The following is a 17752-nucleotide window of genomic DNA, read 5'->3' on the forward strand; positions in this document are numbered from 1 at the left end:
CCTCAGGCGTTGGTGTAGGAACTGGTGGCCGCGACGCTGAACAGCAGCGCCAGCCCAATGATTGCCAGCACCGTAAGAGCAAGGCCGATGTACCCCATCACGAGGCCGGCAATGGCGAGCCCGCGGCCAGAGGGTTCACGCCGAAGTGCCATGTGCCCCAGGATGACGGCCGCAACCTGCGGCAGGACGATAAAGCCGAATCCCACGAACACGGCGATGCCGCAGCACAGGCTGGCGATGCTCAGCGTCTTCGGCTCCGCCGGCATCCCGTAGTACGGCTGGCCATAAGGACCGGCGTACTGCTGGCCGTGTTGCGGGTAGTACTGCTGTCCATATTCCTGGCCCTGCCGGCCATAGGGCGTGTACTGCGGCGGCGCGGGGATGTCCGAACCCTGCGGTGGAATGTACGACGGCGGCTCGTAGCCGCTCGGTGTTGGATCGCCGTCCGTTCCGTTATGGCGCGGTTCTGTCATGGGAATCCCCTCTGCAATGTCCTAAACAAAACATTACAGCCGACCAACGGCTTCTAAACCCCGGGTGTTTATTTATCCTAAAACCGCCTGGTCCGCATTGTTTTCGACATTTCAGCGTCATAGGGACCGGATTTCGGACGTGCCGTGTTCCGCCCCCGCCGTCGTCTGGCATGCTGGTGCCATGGCTAGCCGCGCGGGCACAGTTGCCCAACCCCAAGACCTTGTTGACCTGACCGCTCTTCTGGATGCGTACTATGACGTCAAACCTGACCTGACCGATCCCGGACAGCGTGTGGCGTTCGGAACGTCCGGACACCGCGGGTCCAGCCTGAAGGCGTCCTTCAATGAGGCGCATATCGTGGCCATCACGCAGGCGATCGTGGAATACCGGGCAGGGCAGGGCATCACTGGCCCGCTGTTCCTGGCCAAAGACACGCACGGGCTCAGTGAACCGGCGCAGAACTCCGCCCTCGAGGTCCTGGCTGCCAATGGCGTGAAAGTCCTCATCGACGCCCGCCACGGCTACACCCCCACCCCCGCCCTCAGCCACGCCATCCTGACCTATAACCGCAATGCCCCGGCCGGCGCCCCGCAGGCTGACGGCATCGTGGTCACGCCCAGCCACAACCCTCCCGCCGACGGCGGCTTCAAGTACAACCCACCGCACGGTGGACCCGCAGACACGGACGCCACCGGCTGGATCGCCAACCGCGCCAATGAACTTTTGGAAAACGGCCTCCGCGGCGTGAAGCGGATCCCGGTGGCGGAAGCCCTCGAAGCCGAGACCACGGGCAAGTTCGACTACCTCAGCAGCTATGTGGACGATCTCCCCTCCGTGCTTGACCTGAATGCCATCCGCGAGGCGGGCGTCCGGATCGGCGCCGATCCCATGGGCGGCGCGTCCGTCGACTACTGGGGTGAGATCGGCGAGCGCCACCACCTGAACCTGACCGTGGTCAACCCGACCGTGGATCCGCAGTGGGCGTTCATGACCCTGGACTGGGACGAGAAGATCCGCATGGACTGCTCCTCGCCGTCCGCCATGGCGTCGCTCATCAACCGGATGTCCGATGGCGCCAGCTACGACGTCGCAACCGGAAACGACGCCGACGCTGACCGCCACGGCATTGTCACGCCGGACGGCGGGCTGATGAACCCGAACCACTACCTCGCTGTCGCGATCGACTACCTGTACCGGCACCGCACCGGCTGGAACCCGGAATCTGTCATCGGCAAGACCCTGGTGTCCTCCTCCATCATCGACCGCGTCGCCGGAAGCCTCGGCCGCAAGCTCGTGGAGGTGCCGGTCGGCTTCAAGTGGTTCGTTCCCGGGCTGCTGTCCGGCGAGGGCGCGTTCGGCGGCGAGGAATCCGCCGGTGCCTCGTTCAACAAGATCGACGGCAGCGTCTGGACCACCGACAAGGACGGCATCCTGCTGGCGCTGCTTGCCTCGGAGATCACCGCGGTCACCGGCAAGTCGCCGTCGCAGCTGTACAAGGGGCTCACGGACCAGTTCGGCGATCCGGTCTATGCACGCATCGACGCCGCCGCCACACGCGAGCAGAAAGCGGCGCTTGGCAAGCTGTCGCCGTCGGACGTCACCGCCACGGAACTGGCCGGCGAGACGATCACCGCGAAGCTGACGGAGGCACCCGGCAACGGGGCAGCCATCGGCGGTCTGAAGGTGGTAACGGAGAACGCCTGGTTCGCTGCCCGCCCGTCCGGGACCGAGGATGTCTACAAGATCTACGCCGAGTCCTTCAAGGGCGCGGACCACCTGAAGCAGGTCCAGGCAGAAGCCAAGGCGCTGGTGGACGGCGTGATTTCCTAGGAGCTAACCGGGCGCAACAGGTCTAAACTTGGACTGGGCCCGGATGCATGCCTTGCAGCTTCGGCTGCAGAAATACTGCCCCGATTGCCTCCGGAATGTCCCCCATGTTGCCGGAGGCAATCGCGCGTCTAGGGCCGGATCCGTCTGGCCAATCAGGCTCCGGACTAATCAAACGCTGGCTAATCAGACTTAGACGGTACGGACGACGTCCTCGTAGGCGAACTTCGGCTTGGCCTCGCCCCACGCATCGGGTCCGGGCTGGCCGATGTTGACCACCAGGAAGCTCTTCTGCTCTCCGGCCGGGAAAAACTCTTTGTTGATGGCGGCAAAGTCCGCGCCGGTCATGGGGCCTGCGGCGAGCCCGAGGGAGCGCACGGCGAGGATGAAGTAGCCCGCCTGCAGGTGCGCGTTGTTGTTGCCCGTGGCGGCCGCCAGGTCCGCGGAGGCGTCGTACATGGCTTTGGGTGCGTTGTAGCCGGGCAGGAAGTTCTCCCACTGCTCCTGCCATGAGGTGTCGTAGCTGAGGATGGCGACGAGCGGGGCGGAGGCAGTCTTGGCGCGGTTCCCATTGGAGAGAGCGTCCACGAGCTTGGCGCGGGCCTCGGCCGAGCGCACGTATGTGACCCGCAGCGGCTGGGAGTTGAACGCGGTGGGGCCGAACTTGGTCAGTTCATAGATGGCGCGGGCCTGCTGCTCGGTGACTTCTCCGGTGAAGGCATGGGCCGTACGGGCCTCGGCGAAGATCGCGTCCACGGCTGCGGAATCGATCACGGCTTCTTCATGGGCAATGGTCATTCGTTTCCCTCTCGATTGGCGCCGCCCCGTCCGGGCCGTGGCGGTACTGCTTTCCATGGTTGCAACCGGCGGCGGAACCGTGCTCTTCCCATGACGGCCCGTTACAGGGAGTGAGCTTTGGCACACTGCTCCGTTCCCCTGCAGCGACGGCGCCTGTTCAACGGCGCATGCCCTCTCGCGCGGGGCACCAGCGCGGTATTGTTGCACCGGAAGATCCAGCCCCTCCCTCGGGCAACCCCTCGGAAAGGCCCCGGCAATGAGCATGCTCGGAACCAAATGGAAGCTGCACGGCAACGGCAAAGCTGTCCGCCCCGGCGAAGTGGTTGCCCCCGGAGAACGGCTCACCTGGCCCATTACCATCGGTGTGGGCATGCAGCACGTCGTGGCCATGTTCGGCGCGACGTTCCTGGTGCCCATCATCACGGGGATGCCGCCGGCCACCACGCTGTTCTTCTCCGGCATCGGCACGCTCCTCTTCCTCGTGATCACCCAGGGCCGGGTGCCCAGCTACCTTGGCTCCAGTTTCGCGTTCATCGCGCCCATCATGGCCTCCCAGCAGCAGTTCGGCGTCCCCGGCGCCCTCGGCGGGGTCGTGATGGCCGGCGCCGGGCTGGCACTCATCGGCGCGATCGTGCAGAAGTTCGGCGCGGGCTGGATCAACAGGCTCATGCCGCCCATTGTCACCGGCGCAATCGTGGCGCTGATCGGCCTCAACCTCGCGCCCGCGGCCAAGAACAATTTCGACGCCGCCCCGGTGACGGCGCTCATCACCCTCGTCACCATCATCCTGGTGAGCGTCCTGTTCCGCGGGATCGTCGGCCGCCTCAGCATTCTCGTGGGCGTACTGGTGGGCTACCTCGCCGCCATGTTCCGGGGCGAGGTGAATTACGCCAAGATGGACGCCGCGGCCTGGGTCGGCCTGCCCCATTTCCAGACGCCCGAATTCCATCTGGGAGTGGTGGGCCTCTTCGTTCCGGTCGTACTGGTGCTGGTTGCGGAAAACATCGGCCATGTGAAGTCCGTTTCCGCGATGACCGGCCAGAACCTGGACGGCGTTTCGGGCCGGGCCCTCGTTGCTGACGGCGCCGCCACGGTGCTGGCCGGCTTCGGCGGCGGATCGGGCACCACCACCTATGCGGAAAACATCGGCGTCATGGCCGCCACGAAGGTGTATTCCACGGCCGCGTACTGGGTGGCCGGCATCTTCGCCATCCTCCTGAGCTTCTCACCCAAGTTCGGCGAACTGATCGCCACGGTGCCGCCGGGCGTATTGGGCGGCGCCGCCACCATGCTGTACGGCATGATCGGCATCCTCGGCGTGAAGATCTGGGTCCAGAACAGGGTCAACTTCTCCAACCCGGTGAACCTGACCACCGCCGCCGTCGCGCTGATTATTGGCATCGCCGATTACACGTGGACTGTCGGGGACCTGAAGTTCACCGGCATTGCGTTGGGCTCCGCGGCTGCCCTGGCCATCTATCACGGCATGAAGGCCATCGCCAGGGCCCGGGGCACCGCGGCCGAGCCGGAAACCGAAGGGCCGGCAGCACATCAGGGCCTTCCTCCGGCAGCCAAGGCAGCCATTAAGGCCGCGGCCAAACGCCCACCCAAGAAGCGGTAGGCGCCGGCGGGCTGGGCCCCGCGCAGTGATGAGCCCAGCCGGCCGCGTGGGGAACGAAATTATCCGGCGTCGAACGTTTCGTCCTCGTCATTAGGGGACTTCTCCTGCGGCAAATCGTTGCCGCTTCCGTCCGGCAGGCCGGAGGCCTCCTCGGCGGGCTCCGAGGAGAACCGGTCCGAATCCTGCTCATCGGCAGTGCCCTCGCCGATCTCAGCCTCAGTGGACGGCACCGCGGTATCGGTGCCCTCCTCGGCAGCTGGCGCAGCATCAGCGTCGCGGGGAAGCGGGGACTCCCCCGGCGCCGGGTCGAAGCCTGCCCTGCTGATGTCGCCCTCGGCGTGCAGCTGTTCGTCCGTTCCGCCGAACCGGCCGGCACCGGGTTCGCCCGCGCTGTCCTGGTCCTCTTCAGCAAAGTGGCTGAGGTTCGGGGTGCCCGTGTCGAACCTCTCGCCCTCCGGGCTGTCCTGGTTCAGCCCCGCTTCGTCGAAGTCCTCCTCCTCGCGGGGCTGGGCGAACCGCTTTCCGCCCATTTCCTGCTCCACGGTTGGCGTGCCGTAACCTCCGGCTTCCTCTTCAGGGGCTGCGTGCTGGTTGTCCTGGCTCATGTGGTCCTCCTGATTGCTGGAAATTACTGTTGGCTGGAAATCACTGGAAAGCTAGCGTCCCGCATTGCCCCTGCTCACAGCCCCTTGCCACCGGTGACAGGAAGCACCGCCCCGGAGATGTACGAGCCGGCGTCGGACGCCAGCAGGACATAGGCCGCGGCGAGCTCGGCGGGCTGGCCTGCGCGCTGCAGCGGCGTGTCCTGGCCGAACTTTGGCAGTTTGTCCGGCCACTCCGTGGCAGGAATGAGCGGAGTCCAGATGGGGCCGGGCGCCACGGCGTTGACCCGGATGCCCTTGGGTCCCAGTTCCTGCGCCAGCGCCTTGGTGAAAGCAACCTGCGCCGCCTTGGTCATGGCGTAGTCGATCAGTCCCGGTGACGGGTTGAATGCCTGGATCGATGCCGTGGTGATGATGGATGCACCTGCCGTCAGGTGCGGCACGGCAGCGCGCGCCGTCCACAGCAGTGAGTAAAGGTTGGTCTGGAAGACGCGGTCGAACTCCTCGGTGGGCAGGGACTCGAAGCTGTCCCGGTTTTTCTGGTAGGCGGCGTTGAGCACCACCACGTCGAGCCGCCCGAACTCCGCCACGGTGTCGTCCACGATCTTCGTGCTGAACTCTTCGCTCCGCCCGTCGCCTGCAAGAAGGAGAGCCCGCCGGCCCGTCTTGCGGATCCAATCGGCCGTATCCCGGGCGTCCTCTTCCTCCTCCGGAAGATATGAGATGGCGACATCCGCGCCCTCCCGGGCGAAAGCAATCGCCACCGCCTTGCCGATGCCCGAGTCGCCGCCCGTGATAAGTGCGGCCTTGCCCCGAAGCTTGTCACTGCCCTCGTAGCTCAGCTCGCCATGGTCGGGGTGCGGATCCATCGGGGCCGTGAGGCCCGGCTGCTTCTGTTCCTGCTGGGGAAAAGGGCCTGCGTGGTAGGTGCCCCGGGGATCCCTGGGCTGGTCGGGCTGCTTTTCTGAGTCACTCATAGTCCACCTTTCCAAGGCTTTGCCGTGTCCGGCCCTTCGAACCTAACGCAGTGTCGAGGACCAAGTCCACAGCTTGGCAAAACATAGTCAGTAAACTTAGCAGTTGTTGAATTCCGGGATCGCAGAGCCTAGGTTTGGAGCACACAGCAGCCGTCAGGCCAGATGGAGGAGGATGCATGACAGATCCGGACGCCCCCGCTGGCAGCGGAAGGAACGAGACCCGCGAGGAACAGCTCGACCGGAACTGGATGGAGCTGATCCAGGAACTGCGCGTCCTGCAGACCGGCGTGCAGATCCTGGCGGGCTTCCTGCTGACGCTGCCGTTCCAGGACCGTTTCGAGACCCTCGATGACTTTCAGCGGAACCTGTACCTGGTGAACGTGGCGCTGGCGGCCCTGACCACCGCCTTCATCCTGCTTCCGGTGAGCGTGCACCGCCGGCTCTTCCGTAAGCGGCTCAAGGAAACCCTGGTGAGCAGCGGGGATAACATCACCAAGATCGCCCTGAGTGGTGTGGGGGCGCTCAGCGTAGGGACGGCCGCCCTCGTTTTTGACGTCACAGCCGGACGCGCTGCCGGCCTCAGCGCGGGAGCAATCCTGCTGCTCGTGCTCATCGTCCTCCTGGTCTATGTCCCCCTGCACCTGCACCGGAAGGCCCGGAAGTCGAACGGCTGAATGCGCCCCGGACTGGCCCCGAACCAGAAAGGCCGAACCCAAAAGGCCAGACCAGAAAGGGTCAGGCCCCTTCCAGCACTTGGGTAGTGGCCCAGGTCAGGTACTTGCCCGCATTCGCAATGGCTTCTTCCGTACTGGGCGCAACGTCCAGCAACTGCGCCGCGGCCACCACGCCGTGACCGGCCAGGTCCTCGGGCGTGACCAGGATCCGCCCGGCCACGACAATCACCGGAATGCCGAGCTCCCGGGCGGCGTCCGCGAGCGCGATCGGCGCCTTTCCCGTGAGTGACTGCGAGTCCATGGACCCTTCGCCGGTGATGACCAGATCGGCTTCCTTGAGTTGCCCGGCCAGTCCGGTCAGCCCGGCCACGAGTGCGAAGCCGCCTTCCAGCGTGGCCTGGGTAAATGCCAGGAACGACGCCGGGAAGCCGCCGGCCGCTCCGGCGCCAGGGACGTTGACGTCCCGGCCGGTCGCCTCCCGCAGGACGGACGCCCAGTTGCGCAGGCCGGCGTCGAGCTTCTCCACGGCGTCCTCGTCGGCGCCCTTCTGGGGGCCGAAGACATGGGCGGCGCCCGTGTTGCCGAACAGTGGATTCCGGACGTCGACGGCGATCCGGAAGTTTACGGCGGCCAGCCGGGGATCCAGTCCGGAGGCGTCCACTGCCACGACGTCCGCCAGCGCTCCGCCGCCGAGCGGCACCACGTTCCCGGCGGCGTCCAGGGGTTTGAGGCCCAGTGCACGCAGGGCGCCGCTGCCGCCGTCGGTCATGGCCGAACCTCCGACGCCCAGGACGATCTCCGTGGCGCCGGCGTCCAGAGCCGCGGCAATAAGCTGGCCGCAGCCGTAGCTGTGCGCGCGCAGGGCGTTTTCCGGCGTCGGCTCCATGTGGGCCAGGCCTGACGCCTGGGCAGTCTCGATGACTGCGGCGGCCCGGCCGGCGGCGTCTTTCCGGAATGCCCAGGCGGCGCCGATCGGCGCCAGGATGGGGCCAACGACGGCGTTGAGCCGCTCCTCATAGCCGGCGGAGACCGCGGCTTCGAGGGTTCCTTCGCCGCCGTCGGCGACCGGGAACTGCGTGGCCACGGCGTCGGGATAGACGCGGAGGGCGCCTTCGGCGATGGCGGCGGCGGCTTCAACGGCGGTGAGGGAACCCTTGAACTTGTCCGGGGCGATGAGGATGCGCATGGCTCCATCCTGCCAGCATCCCCGGGAGCACGCTTGCCGATTCCGTTATGTGGGCATGCGGCTGCGGCCGCGGGGTGGGACGGCCCGGCCTGACCCGAACCGCCGAGGGGTGGCATGATGGGCGCATGAGCCGAGTCACGTGTGATCTGACCATCTCCCTCGACGGATTCGTCGCCGGCCCGAACCAGACCCCGGAGGACCCCCTCGGCGAGGGCGGAGAGCTCCTGCACAGATGGATGTTCGAAGAACCCGAGTCCAACGCAGCCGAGATCGACGGCATCCTCGAGGCCGGCGCCTACATCATGGGTCGGAACATGTTTGCAGGGCCCGGGGCGTGGGATGAGAAGTGGCGGGGATGGTGGGGTGAGGAACCGCCCTATCACGCACCCGTGTTCGTTCTCACCCATCATCCCCGCAGCCCCCTGGAGATGCAGGGCGGAACCACGTTCAACTTCGTGTCCGACGGGATCGAATCGGCGCTGGCACACGCGAGGAAGGCCGCCGGCGACAAGGACGTGGCCATCGCCGGAGGAGCGCAGACCGCCCGCCAATACCTCTCGGCGGGGCTGATCGACGAGTTGCGGCTCCACACGGCGCCCATGATCCTGGGAGCGGGCGAGCGGCTGCTGGACGGCGTCGGGAACCTGCAGCTTGAGCCGACGGAAGTGAGCGGTACGCGCCTCGTCACCCACGTGCGCTACCGGGTCATCCGCTGAAAACTTGACAATCGTTGGACGTCACTGGTCGGCCGTCACTGGACGGGTTCAGCCGCGCCGTTCCTCCTGTCCGGCGTACGTGTTCAGCAACTCTCCGGCACCGGCGCCGGAGAGGCCCTCCGCTGCGAGGGCGGACCGCATGCCGTCCAGCTTCTCTGCGCCCGCCGGGAAGGGCGGAAGAAGCGGGACGTCAGGATCCGTCAGGACCTCGATTACCACCGGCCGGTCGGCATCGAACGCGCGCTCCCAGGCACCGGCCAACTGCTCCGGGGCATCCACCCGGATCCCCGTCAGGCCCAGCAGTTCTGCGTAGCCCGCGTACGGAAAGTCCGGGATCTCCTGGCTGTCAGCAAACCGCGGCTCGGATTCCGTTTCCCGCTGTTCCCAGGTGACCTCTGCAAGCTCGCGGTTGTTGAAGACGCACACCACAAAGCGCGGATCGGCCCACTGTCTCCAGCGGTGCGCCACGGTCACGAGCTCAGCCACGCCCGCCATCTGCATGGCACCATCGCCGGCGAGCGCCACCACCGGCTGGTCCGGCCGGGCCAGCTTCGCCGCAATCCCGTAGGGAATGGAACACCCCATGCTGGCGAGCGTCCCGGACAGGTGCGCCGGCACGCCCGGCGGGAGGATCAGCTGGCGGGCGTACCAGTACACGCAACTGCCGACGTCGACACTCACCTGGGCGTTCCCCGGGAGCCTCCCGTTGAGCTCGCGGACCACGAGTTCCGGGTTCACCGGCGTGGCCGGCACACGCGAACGCTCCTCCGACAGCGCACGCCAGCTGCGGACCTGCTCCTCCACGTCCGCCCGCCACTGCTTGCGGGCATCATCCCGCCCTGCCCCGGCACGCCGGTCACTCACAGTCCCGCCGCCCAACCGCCCCAGGAGCTCCCGCAGTGTTTCCGCCGCGTCCCCCACGAGGCCCACCTCCACGGGGTAGCGGTTCCCCACTTTCCGCCCATCGATGTCGATCTGCACAGCCCGGGCGGTGCCGGGCTTCGGGTAAAACTCGGTCCAGGGGTCGTTGGAACCGACGATCAGCAGGGTGTCGCAGTTGCCCAGGAGGTGGGCGCTGGCCGTGGAGCCGAGGTGCCCCATGGTGCCCGCTGCAAAGGGGAGCGTTTCATCAACGAAGGGCTTGCCGAGCAGGCTGCTGGTGATTCCCGCGCCCAGCTTTTCCGCGATGGCCACCACTTCGTCCTGGGCATGCTTCGCTCCCTGGCCCACCAGGAGGGCCACCCTGCCGCCGGCGTTCAGCACGTCGGCAGCGCGTGCCAGGTCCTCACCGTGGGGAAGCACCCGCGCCGGCTGCCATTCCGGCGCCGTCACGATGATGCCGTGCTCATGCTCCAGCTCGGGGGCCGGCGCTTTCTGGATGTCATGCGGGACGATGACCACGCAGGGGGTCCGCGTCTCCAGCGCCGTCCGGACGGCGCGGTCCAGCACCATGGGGAGCTGCTCCGGTGCGCTGACCATCTGGGCAAACTGCGCGGCCACATCCTTAAAGAGGGTCAGGAGATCGATTTCCTGCATGTACGCCGAACCCAGCACACTGCGGCTCTGCTGGCCAATGATGGCCACCACCGGGACGCCGTCCAGCTTCGCGTCGTAGAGACCGTTCAGGAGATGCACTGCACCGGGGCCCTGGGTGGATGTCACCACCCCCACGCCGCCGGTGTACTTGGCATGCCCCACGGCCATGAACGCCGCCGTCTCCTCATGCCGGGCCTGGACGAACTGCATGCTGTCCCCGGCCCGGCGAAGGGCCCCCATGAATCCGTTGATGCCGTCTCCGCTGTAGCCGAAGACCCTGTTCACTCCCCACGCTTTGAGGCGTTCCACCATTACATCGGCTACCAGCCGGTCTGCCATTGAACTCTCCCCCTGCTTGCGGTCTATGGGTGCGTCTATGCGTCGTGCCGGGCGGGTCGCCGCCCCGACTGCAGCCTGCGGCGCCGGGCGCTTATTCCTCGTGCCCCTGGTCGCCGCTCATCTGGTCCTCGGCGGGCGGCGTCTCGCCCGGGGGCACACCGCCGCCGGGCTCGAGGCCGCTGATGTTGCCGTTCAGCGGGTCGGGGTTGGGTGAGCTGGCGGAGTCTTCCCGTTCGGTTTCGCGGGGTTGTTCGCGGCCGGCGGCTCCGGGCCGGTCAGGGTTGGCGGGGTCGTTTTCGGGGTGGTAGCTGCTCATGTTTCTGCGATCCTCCGTGGTTTGGGTCGTCTGTGAATGACAACGGACTTCGACGTTCTGAGCCTGGTCCTCCGGATACCCGGTGACACTGGACTAATTGTAAGCATGCTGATAATGCTGGAACAGTCAGATGCCGCGAACTCCGGCCCGAGCCGGGAGACGACTGAAGGAGCAAGCTGATGGGAATCGGCGACAGCATTGGAAAAGCAGCGGAGAACGCCATGGAGGATCTTGCGGGAACGTCCAAGCCAACAGACGATGCGCACGTGCCGGAACCGGGCGCCAGGGACGATGACATCCAGGTCCATTCCTCCATCAGCGAAGGCTCCAACGCCATGGACGACGACGGCGACACGTCACCGGGTGCCGGATCAGGCCGGACGACTTACACGCCCCAGGGGCCCGGTGCGGAAGCGAGCGGCGGACCCGGCACCGCTGGAACCACTGGAACCGCGACCGGCGAAAGCGGCGCAGGAACCGGCGCTGAGGATTCGGGGGGCATCGGCGCGGCGGAGGGCTCTGACGTGCCCCGGGACGTCGCCGGTTCCGCCGGCCTGCCTGACCCCGATCCGGACGAGCTCCGTGCAGACCCCTCCGAAGGCGACCAGGATCCGTCCACCGGACTGGGCCGGAGCTAGCCGGGCGTCCGGGGCCGGCTAAGCCGGTCAGGACCAGGCGCCGCGGCTCTCCAGGACTTCCCTGAGCAGGTCGGCGCGGTCGGAAACGATGCCGTCCACGCCGAGGTCCAGGAGTCGGTGCATTTCGGCCGGCTCGTTGATGGTCCACACGTGCACGTAGAGCCCCAGGGAGTGCGCCCGGCGGACGAAGCCGGGCGTCACCACGGGAATGGCGCGGTACTGGACCGGCACCTGCAGGGCGTCCACATCGCGCAGCACGCGGCCCAGTATCGCCTGCGCCAATGAGCGCAGCCCGGGGACGGCCAGCAGCGGCGACAACGCCACGAAGGCGGCGTTCGCCGCAGTCCCGGCGGACGACGCGGTGCGGCGGGACAGCAGACGCAGGACCGCCCGCCGTCGTCGGTCAGAAAAACTCGCGATGAGGACGCGGTCATGGACTGCGTGCCGCTCTACGGCTTCCGCGAGGCTCCGGACAGAATGCCAGTCTTTGACGTCCAGATTGAAGCGGGTCTCGGGGAACGCCGCCACGAGTTCGTCGAAGGTGGGCACCGTTTCCCGCCCCCCGATGCGGGCCCTGGCCACCTCATCAGCGGTCAGCTCGGCGATCCGTCCCACCCGGTCCGTGATCCGGTCAAGGGCGGCGTCGTGGAAGAGGAGGACCACGCCGTCGGCGGTGGTGTGCACGTCCGTTTCGAGATAGCGGTAGCCATGTGCGACGGCGGCTCTGAACGCTGTCATGGAGTTCTCCAGGCCATCGAGCGAAAAGCCGCGGTGGGCCATCGCCACGGGCTTGCCGGCACCTCCGCCCGGGGCCGAGAAGAAGGGCAGCGTCACAGCCGTCCTTACGGCAGGCTGACGCCGAGCTCGGCGAGCTTTACCTCGAGAACCTGGGCCACGCCGTCGTCGTCAAAATGCGGCGCCTGCTGGCCGGCGGCGCGGATGGCTTCCGGATGGCCGCTGGCCATCGCGTACCCGTGCCCGGCCCAGCGGAGCATTTCGATGTCGTTGGGCATGTCGCCGAAAGCCACGACGTCCGCGGCGGCGATCCCCAGCGAGGCGGCATACTCGGCCAGGGTGACGGCCTTGTTGATGCCGGGCACAGACAGCTCCAGCATGGCGACGGTGGGCGCCGAATGCGTCACGTTGGCGAGATCCCCGACGGCGGGAGCCACTGCGGCAAGGAAGTCATCCGCGGTGCCTTCGCGGACAATGGCAAGGAATTTGACGACGGCGTCATCCGCCGCGAGCGTCTCGGCGAGCGGGGCCGGGCTGTACTCGGACAGCAGCTCGCTCGTGTCGTTCTCGATGAAGCCCGGCTCAAGGTGGAAGCCGGTGAGGGTTTCGGCGGCAAAAAGGGCGGTGGGACGCAGTTTCTTGATAATCCGCCGGACCTCGAACACGTCCGGGAGGGCCATGGTCCGGGCGGAAACCAGCTGGCCGGCCTCGAGATCCCACACGACGGCGCCGTTCGAACAAATGACGGTGCCCGTGTGGCCAAGCTGCTCCTCGAGGGGGTGCAGCCAGCGCGGCGGGCGGCCGGTCACAAAGACGAGTTCGACGCCGGCCTCCCGGCAGGCGTGGAACGCGCGGACGGTGCGGTCACTGATTTTCCCGTCGTGCCCAAGGATCGTTCCGTCTATGTCACTCGCTACCAACCGCATGGTGCAAGTCTACGTGGGCGGGAAATGTCGGATGCCGCGAGGGAGGCTCTGCCAGTACCTGTATCAGCAGAGACTCCCTCAGCCGCAAAAACTCCTGTTGTATGGATGTTGCCGCCCTCCTCCCGCGATAGATTGCCCGGAGGCCACCCATGAAGCAGGGCGCCCTACCAAACCATCCTTAATCAGGAGATCCATGCTTACCGCCAATGCTTACGCCGCCCCGTCCGCGACCGGGGACCTCGTCCCCACCACCATCGAACGCCGTGACGTCGGCCCGCACGACGTCCTCATCGAAATCCGCTACGCCGGCATCTGCCACTCGGACATCCACACGGTCCGGGGCGACTGGGGACCGCAGCAGTATCCGCTGGCGCCCGGCCATGAAATCGCCGGCGTCGTCACGGAAATCGGCTCCGAGGTCACCCGGCACAAGATCGGCGACCGTGTGGGAGTAGGCTGCATGGTCAACTCCTGCCGCGACTGCGAAAACTGCCGCAAGGGCGAAGAACAGTACTGCCGCAACGGAATGACCGGCACCTACGGTGCCGTGGACCGCGACGGCACCATCACCCAAGGCGGCTACTCCAGCCACGTGGTGGTCACCGAGGACTTCGTCGTGCGTATCCCGGACGGCCTCGAGCTCGACGCTGCCGCTCCCCTGCTCTGCGCCGGCATCACCACCTACTCCCCGCTGCGGCACTGGGGCGCCGGCCCCGGCAAGAAGGTCGCCGTCGTCGGACTCGGCGGGCTCGGACACATGGCCGTCAAGCTCGCCTCCGCCATGGGCGCCGACGTCACGGTCCTCTCCCAGTCGCTGAAGAAGCAGGAGGACGGCCTGCGGCTCGGAGCCGGCAGTTACTACGCCACCAGCGAGCCCGCAACGTTCGAGACGCTCGCCGGGACCTTCGACCTGATCATCAACACGGTCAGCGCCCCGATCGACATCAGCTCCTACCTGCAGCTGCTGACCCTCGACGGAGCACTGGTGAACGTCGGCGCACCCGCCGAACCGCTTCCGGTGAACGTGTTCTCCCTGATCCTGGGCCGCCGGTCCTTCGCTGGTTCGGCGATCGGCGGCATCCGCGAGACCCAGGAAATGCTCGACTTCTGCGCCGAACACCAGCTCGGCGCCGAGATCGAAGTCATTCCAGCGGAGAAGATCAACGAGGCCTACGAACGCGTCCTCGCCTCCGACGTCCGCTACCGCTTCGTCATCGACGCCTCGACGCTGGGGTAGCAGGGGTCCGTGGTTGCACCGGATGGGGCGGCGCCGGCCCAGGCCTGCGCCGCCCCACCGGGGTCGTCCTGGACCCAATCCACAGCCACCGACCAACACGTCCTCGTCCCCCGATCCATCAGATATGGTTAGTCCATTCGTTGGTTTTATTGGGGGGACCATGACTTTGAATCTTGATACAACTGCGCGCTCTTTTAGTGGGCGGCTGTTCGAAAGGACAGTCCCTCGGGACCTGGTCCACCGGCTCTCGATTAGCGGGGTCCTCATCACCGGCATCCGCCGAACGGGCGCCCGCCGGTGCATCGCCGCCAGCCAGTGGCCGCGGCTTCACGTTTTCTACAGCAACCCGGCCGGCATGATTGACTCGGCCTTGGTGGCCGAAACCCTTCGGCAGGCGGCCATCGGCGCCGCCCACAGGATTGCCGGACACCCCTCGGGGACGTCATGCTGATGCCCGGCATGACCGTTCACATCCGGCCGGAGTACCGGCGCAGTCGCGAGAAACCGACCTGCGTGAAGGTATCGCTGGAATTCGTCTCATTGGACCACGGCCGGACCGGAGCCGTGGCGTCCTTCGAAGTAGCGGCATCGTTCACCGCTGACGGTGTGGAATTCGCCACCGCAACCACCGGTGCCCGCGTGGTGCCCGCGGGAACCTACCAGCGGATGAGGAGCAACTCCCGCCCGGCTTCCGCGCGGCAGCCCGGTGAGGTTCTCAGCCGTGATCAGGTCGGACAATCGTTTGACTGTAGCGTGACCATCGGCCCGGAGGACAGTAATGGCCGGTGGCCGTTGCGCCCCGAGCCTGGCAGCCCGACACTCTACGACCATGGCCTTGACCACATTCCGGGCATGATCCAGGTCGAGGCTGTCCGGCAGTCACTGCGTGCCAAGACATCCAATCCGGCACTGGATTTCGCTTCCTTCGATGCCACCTTCCTGAAATTCATTGAGCCCGAGGATGAGGCCTTCGTTGTGCTGACCGGATTCGCCATGGCCGGCTCCGAGGAGGGAACCGCCACCGCAGAAATCAGATCCGGGGGGGAGATCTGCATGAGATGCATCGTCTGGTTCAAGACCGGGACCAGCGGCCGCGCACCCGCAGCCCCGGCCCGGTTGCCTAGCCCTACTCCGGAAGGGCTTTACCTGCTTCCGGCATGAGCACGAGACGGACCAGAGATGACATCTCACCAACCCGGTCCATGAGGTCCTTCCGCCCCGTCATCACATTCGAGACCATCTGGACGCCGGTGAAAGATGCCACGAGGAACCGGGAAAAAGCCGCTGGATCCAGGCTCTCCCGGATTTCACCGGCCTCTTGGCCGCGGACCGTCAACTCCTCTACCACCGTCATCCAGTCCCTATAGGGGTCCTGGACGGCGTGGCCAAAAGCGGACGACTCAAGCGTCAGCCGGATTCCGGCCCGCACAACGGGATGGGACGAGAGAAGTTCTGCAAAGTCCGTGCACAGCAGAATTATCGTCTCCAAGGGGCTGTGGCCAGCGGAAACAATACGCTCCGCCGACTTCTGTGTGATCTCATGCTGGGCGTCTATGACAGCGCGGGCCAAGAGTTCCTTGGACTTGAAATGGAAGTACATTGAACCCCGCGTTACACCCGCCTGCTCGGCCACAAGCTGAAGGCTCGCGGGACCGTAACCGGCGGACTCAAAAACGGCAGCCGCGCCCTCAATGATCGAGTTCCGGGTACTGACCGCCCGTTCCTGAAGAGCCACGACCTCATCCTTTCCATACCCGGCAAACGGCAATCCGCCGCGGCCACACCCCGAAACAGCCAGGAGAACCCATGATCCGGACAACATCAAAACCGACCGTGCTCATTGTCGGTGCAAACGGATTTGTCGGCCGGCACATCCTCCAGTCTATGGGCGGAAGCTCACATGCCACCGTCCGTGCCACCTCGCGCAGGGCCGGAGCGACACTGGGTCCCGATATCGAAACGATCCATCTGGACCTCGCTGATCTCGCCTCCATCGCCCAGGCGACGCGCGGTGCCACGGCCGTCATCAACGCGGCAGCCTACGTCGGAACCGACCCGCTACAGGCCGCCGTCACGAACATCGACGGAACAGCCAACCTCCTGCAGATCTGCCGGGACGAAGGCATCACGCGCTACGTGCAGCTGAGTTCCATGGCGGTCTACGGAACCGGCCCACACGCCGGCACCGACCCGGAACAGCTACACCCCCGCCCCCAAAGCACCACGTCACTGACCCGCGCCGCCGCTGACGAGCTGGTTCTGTCATCCGGCGGCGCAGTCATCCGCGCCGGATTGACCTATGGGGCAGGAGACCGCTGGTTCCTACCTGCCCTCGCGCGCATGAACAGCATCCTTGACGGGACGCCGCGAACAGGGAAGTCGCGGCTGTCCGTCATCGACGTCCGTGACCTGGCGGCAATGGCATCCACACTGGCCTGCCGGGAAGACCCGGCGACCGGGATCTTCCATGCGGCCAACCCCACCCCGGAAAGCATCGAAAAACTTCTGCAACGACTTAATGCCGTACTGGGAACGCCGGACCGCGAATCCCGGGTGCCGCCGGCAGAGGCCCACGCCATGCTGCGATCCGCAGGCTTCACGGACCACCAGAGTGCGCTCCTGACAGCCGACCACTGGTACCAGACCGACACCGCGTGGCAGCACGCAGGGCTCCTTCCCCGCGCCTTCGGCCTCACCGGCGACTCCGCGGACTGGTACCGGAGCCACCTCCGCGCCGCACCCTCAAGCCAAGCGATAAACTAAACCGGCCAACCGGCTTGTTTTTAAATCAGGATCCGCTTAGGCTCCTCCTTGGGGGCGGACCTGACCGGTCCCGAAAACAATCTCTCAAGGAGAAATCATGGAAGCAACTGCTCGTGTTTCACGCCGGTCGATCGCCATCGCCGGTGCCCTGAGCGTCAGCGGCCTGGCCTTGGCCAGCGTAAGCGTCATGTACATCGCCGGCATGTTCGGCCTGTCCTCGACGTTCGCCTCACAGATCGTCACCGCAGTGGAAGTTGGGGGCATTGCGTTGGCCATCGTCATGGGGGCGCTTTCGGGGGGCATCGCAACCGCTGTCATCGCGACCGCCCGCTGGGCAATCACCGCGTTCGGCAAGAAAGCGGCGATCGCCTAACCGGCGATAGCCGA

Annotated in this window: 20 protein-coding genes; 10 read left to right on the top strand and 10 right to left on the bottom strand. The window is 66.3% G+C overall.

Features of this window, described 5'->3' with window-relative positions; all coding sequences use genetic code 11:
- Nucleotides 1–2: 2 nt before the first annotated feature.
- Nucleotides 3–473 (bottom strand): DUF4190 domain-containing protein, encoded by a 471-nt coding sequence (locus AC5RUM_RS02850; RefSeq protein WP_494033502.1) that lies wholly within the window; start codon nucleotides 471–473, stop codon nucleotides 3–5.
- A gap of 181 nt (nucleotides 474–654) precedes the next feature.
- Between AC5RUM_RS02850 and pgm the strand changes: the two genes are divergently transcribed.
- Nucleotides 655–2304 (top strand): phosphoglucomutase (alpha-D-glucose-1,6-bisphosphate-dependent), encoded by a 1650-nt coding sequence (gene pgm / locus AC5RUM_RS02855; RefSeq protein ID WP_494033503.1) that lies wholly within the window; start codon nucleotides 655–657, stop codon nucleotides 2302–2304.
- A gap of 189 nt (nucleotides 2305–2493) precedes the next feature.
- On the opposite strand, the gene AC5RUM_RS02860 is transcribed toward pgm, so the two are convergent.
- Complete coding sequence (locus AC5RUM_RS02860) at nucleotides 2494–3099, bottom strand: malonic semialdehyde reductase (protein ID WP_494033504.1); 606 nt, start codon at nucleotides 3097–3099, stop codon at nucleotides 2494–2496.
- 256 nt (nucleotides 3100–3355) lie between these two features.
- Here AC5RUM_RS02860 and AC5RUM_RS02865 point away from each other — a divergent pair, with 256 nt between their 5' ends.
- Nucleotides 3356–4720, top strand: a complete 1365-nt coding sequence (locus tag AC5RUM_RS02865) for a uracil-xanthine permease family protein (RefSeq protein WP_494033505.1) — start codon at nucleotides 3356–3358, stop codon at nucleotides 4718–4720.
- Between the two features lie 59 nt (nucleotides 4721–4779).
- Here AC5RUM_RS02865 and AC5RUM_RS02870 read toward each other — a convergent pair whose 3' ends face one another.
- Both AC5RUM_RS02870 and AC5RUM_RS02875 read right to left on the bottom strand, forming a co-directional pair.
- Nucleotides 4780–5325 (bottom strand): hypothetical protein, encoded by a 546-nt coding sequence (locus tag AC5RUM_RS02870; RefSeq protein WP_494033506.1) that lies wholly within the window; start codon nucleotides 5323–5325, stop codon nucleotides 4780–4782.
- Between the two features lie 74 nt (nucleotides 5326–5399).
- Entirely contained in the window at nucleotides 5400–6299 is a 900-nt protein-coding gene (locus AC5RUM_RS02875) for an SDR family oxidoreductase (RefSeq protein WP_494033507.1), read from the bottom strand.
- Nucleotides 6300–6475: 176 nt separating this feature from the next.
- On the opposite strand from AC5RUM_RS02875, the gene AC5RUM_RS02880 reads away from it, so the two are divergent.
- The gene (locus AC5RUM_RS02880) at nucleotides 6476–6973 is read left to right on the top strand and encodes a DUF6328 family protein (RefSeq protein ID WP_494033508.1); all 498 of its coding nucleotides are present in this window, start codon (nucleotides 6476–6478) and stop codon (nucleotides 6971–6973) included.
- Nucleotides 6974–7034: 61 nt separating this feature from the next.
- On the opposite strand, the gene AC5RUM_RS02885 is transcribed toward AC5RUM_RS02880, so the two are convergent.
- Complete coding sequence (locus tag AC5RUM_RS02885) at nucleotides 7035–8159, bottom strand: glycerate kinase (RefSeq protein ID WP_494033509.1); 1125 nt, start codon at nucleotides 8157–8159, stop codon at nucleotides 7035–7037.
- Nucleotides 8160–8284: 125 nt separating this feature from the next.
- Between AC5RUM_RS02885 and AC5RUM_RS02890 the strand changes: the two genes are divergently transcribed.
- Nucleotides 8285–8875 (top strand): dihydrofolate reductase family protein, encoded by a 591-nt coding sequence (locus AC5RUM_RS02890; protein ID WP_494033510.1) that lies wholly within the window; start codon nucleotides 8285–8287, stop codon nucleotides 8873–8875.
- A gap of 48 nt (nucleotides 8876–8923) precedes the next feature.
- On the opposite strand, the gene AC5RUM_RS02895 is transcribed toward AC5RUM_RS02890, so the two are convergent.
- Together AC5RUM_RS02895 and AC5RUM_RS02900 are read right to left on the bottom strand one after the other, a co-directional pair.
- Entirely contained in the window at nucleotides 8924–10750 is a 1827-nt protein-coding gene (locus tag AC5RUM_RS02895) for a thiamine pyrophosphate-requiring protein (protein WP_494033511.1), read from the bottom strand.
- A 91-nt stretch (nucleotides 10751–10841) separates the two neighbouring features.
- Nucleotides 10842–11066: a DUF6480 family protein gene (locus AC5RUM_RS02900; RefSeq protein WP_494033512.1), complete on the bottom strand. Its 225-nt coding sequence runs from the start codon at nucleotides 11064–11066 to the stop codon at nucleotides 10842–10844.
- A 179-nt stretch (nucleotides 11067–11245) separates the two neighbouring features.
- Here AC5RUM_RS02900 and AC5RUM_RS02905 point away from each other — a divergent pair, with 179 nt between their 5' ends.
- Nucleotides 11246–11704, top strand: a complete 459-nt coding sequence (locus AC5RUM_RS02905) for a hypothetical protein (protein WP_494033513.1) — start codon at nucleotides 11246–11248, stop codon at nucleotides 11702–11704.
- 27 nt (nucleotides 11705–11731) lie between these two features.
- Here the strand turns inward: AC5RUM_RS02905 and AC5RUM_RS02910 are convergent, their stop codons facing one another.
- Together AC5RUM_RS02910 and AC5RUM_RS02915 are read right to left on the bottom strand one after the other, a co-directional pair.
- Complete coding sequence (locus tag AC5RUM_RS02910; RefSeq protein ID WP_494033514.1) at nucleotides 11732–12538, bottom strand: glycerophosphodiester phosphodiesterase family protein; 807 nt, start codon at nucleotides 12536–12538, stop codon at nucleotides 11732–11734.
- Between the two features lie 8 nt (nucleotides 12539–12546).
- The gene (locus AC5RUM_RS02915) at nucleotides 12547–13365 is read right to left on the bottom strand and encodes an HAD family hydrolase (protein ID WP_494033515.1); all 819 of its coding nucleotides are present in this window, start codon (nucleotides 13363–13365) and stop codon (nucleotides 12547–12549) included.
- 193 nt (nucleotides 13366–13558) lie between these two features.
- Here AC5RUM_RS02915 and AC5RUM_RS02920 point away from each other — a divergent pair, with 193 nt between their 5' ends.
- The 3 genes from AC5RUM_RS02920 to AC5RUM_RS02930 all read left to right on the top strand — a co-directional run bounded on the left by AC5RUM_RS02920 (nucleotide 13559) and on the right by AC5RUM_RS02930 (nucleotide 15763).
- Nucleotides 13559–14602 (top strand): NAD(P)-dependent alcohol dehydrogenase, encoded by a 1044-nt coding sequence (locus AC5RUM_RS02920; protein WP_494033516.1) that lies wholly within the window; start codon nucleotides 13559–13561, stop codon nucleotides 14600–14602.
- A gap of 160 nt (nucleotides 14603–14762) precedes the next feature.
- Nucleotides 14763–15053 carry an AfsA-related hotdog domain-containing protein gene (locus tag AC5RUM_RS02925; protein ID WP_494033517.1) on the top strand — a complete coding sequence of 97 codons (291 nt, stop codon included), beginning with the start codon at nucleotides 14763–14765 and terminating at the stop codon, nucleotides 15051–15053.
- Between the two features lie 8 nt (nucleotides 15054–15061).
- The gene (locus AC5RUM_RS02930; RefSeq protein ID WP_494033518.1) at nucleotides 15062–15763 is read left to right on the top strand and encodes a hypothetical protein; all 702 of its coding nucleotides are present in this window, start codon (nucleotides 15062–15064) and stop codon (nucleotides 15761–15763) included.
- On the opposite strand, the gene AC5RUM_RS02935 is transcribed toward AC5RUM_RS02930, so the two are convergent.
- Nucleotides 15729–16337, bottom strand: a complete 609-nt coding sequence (locus tag AC5RUM_RS02935) for a ScbR family autoregulator-binding transcription factor (RefSeq protein WP_494033519.1) — start codon at nucleotides 16335–16337, stop codon at nucleotides 15729–15731. The two genes, AC5RUM_RS02930 and AC5RUM_RS02935, sit on opposite strands and share 35 nt — an antisense overlap.
- Before the next feature lie 71 nt (nucleotides 16338–16408).
- Between AC5RUM_RS02935 and AC5RUM_RS02940 the strand changes: the two genes are divergently transcribed.
- On the top strand, nucleotides 16409–17365 hold the full coding sequence (locus AC5RUM_RS02940; RefSeq protein ID WP_494033520.1) for an NAD-dependent epimerase/dehydratase family protein: 957 nt from the start codon (nucleotides 16409–16411) through the stop codon (nucleotides 17363–17365).
- Nucleotides 17366–17462: 97 nt separating this feature from the next.
- Entirely contained in the window at nucleotides 17463–17738 is a 276-nt protein-coding gene (locus tag AC5RUM_RS02945; RefSeq protein ID WP_494033521.1) for a hypothetical protein, read from the top strand.
- Nucleotides 17739–17752: the final 14 nt, after the last annotated feature.

The sequence above is a fragment of the Arthrobacter sp. B2060 genome (assembly GCF_059090445.1).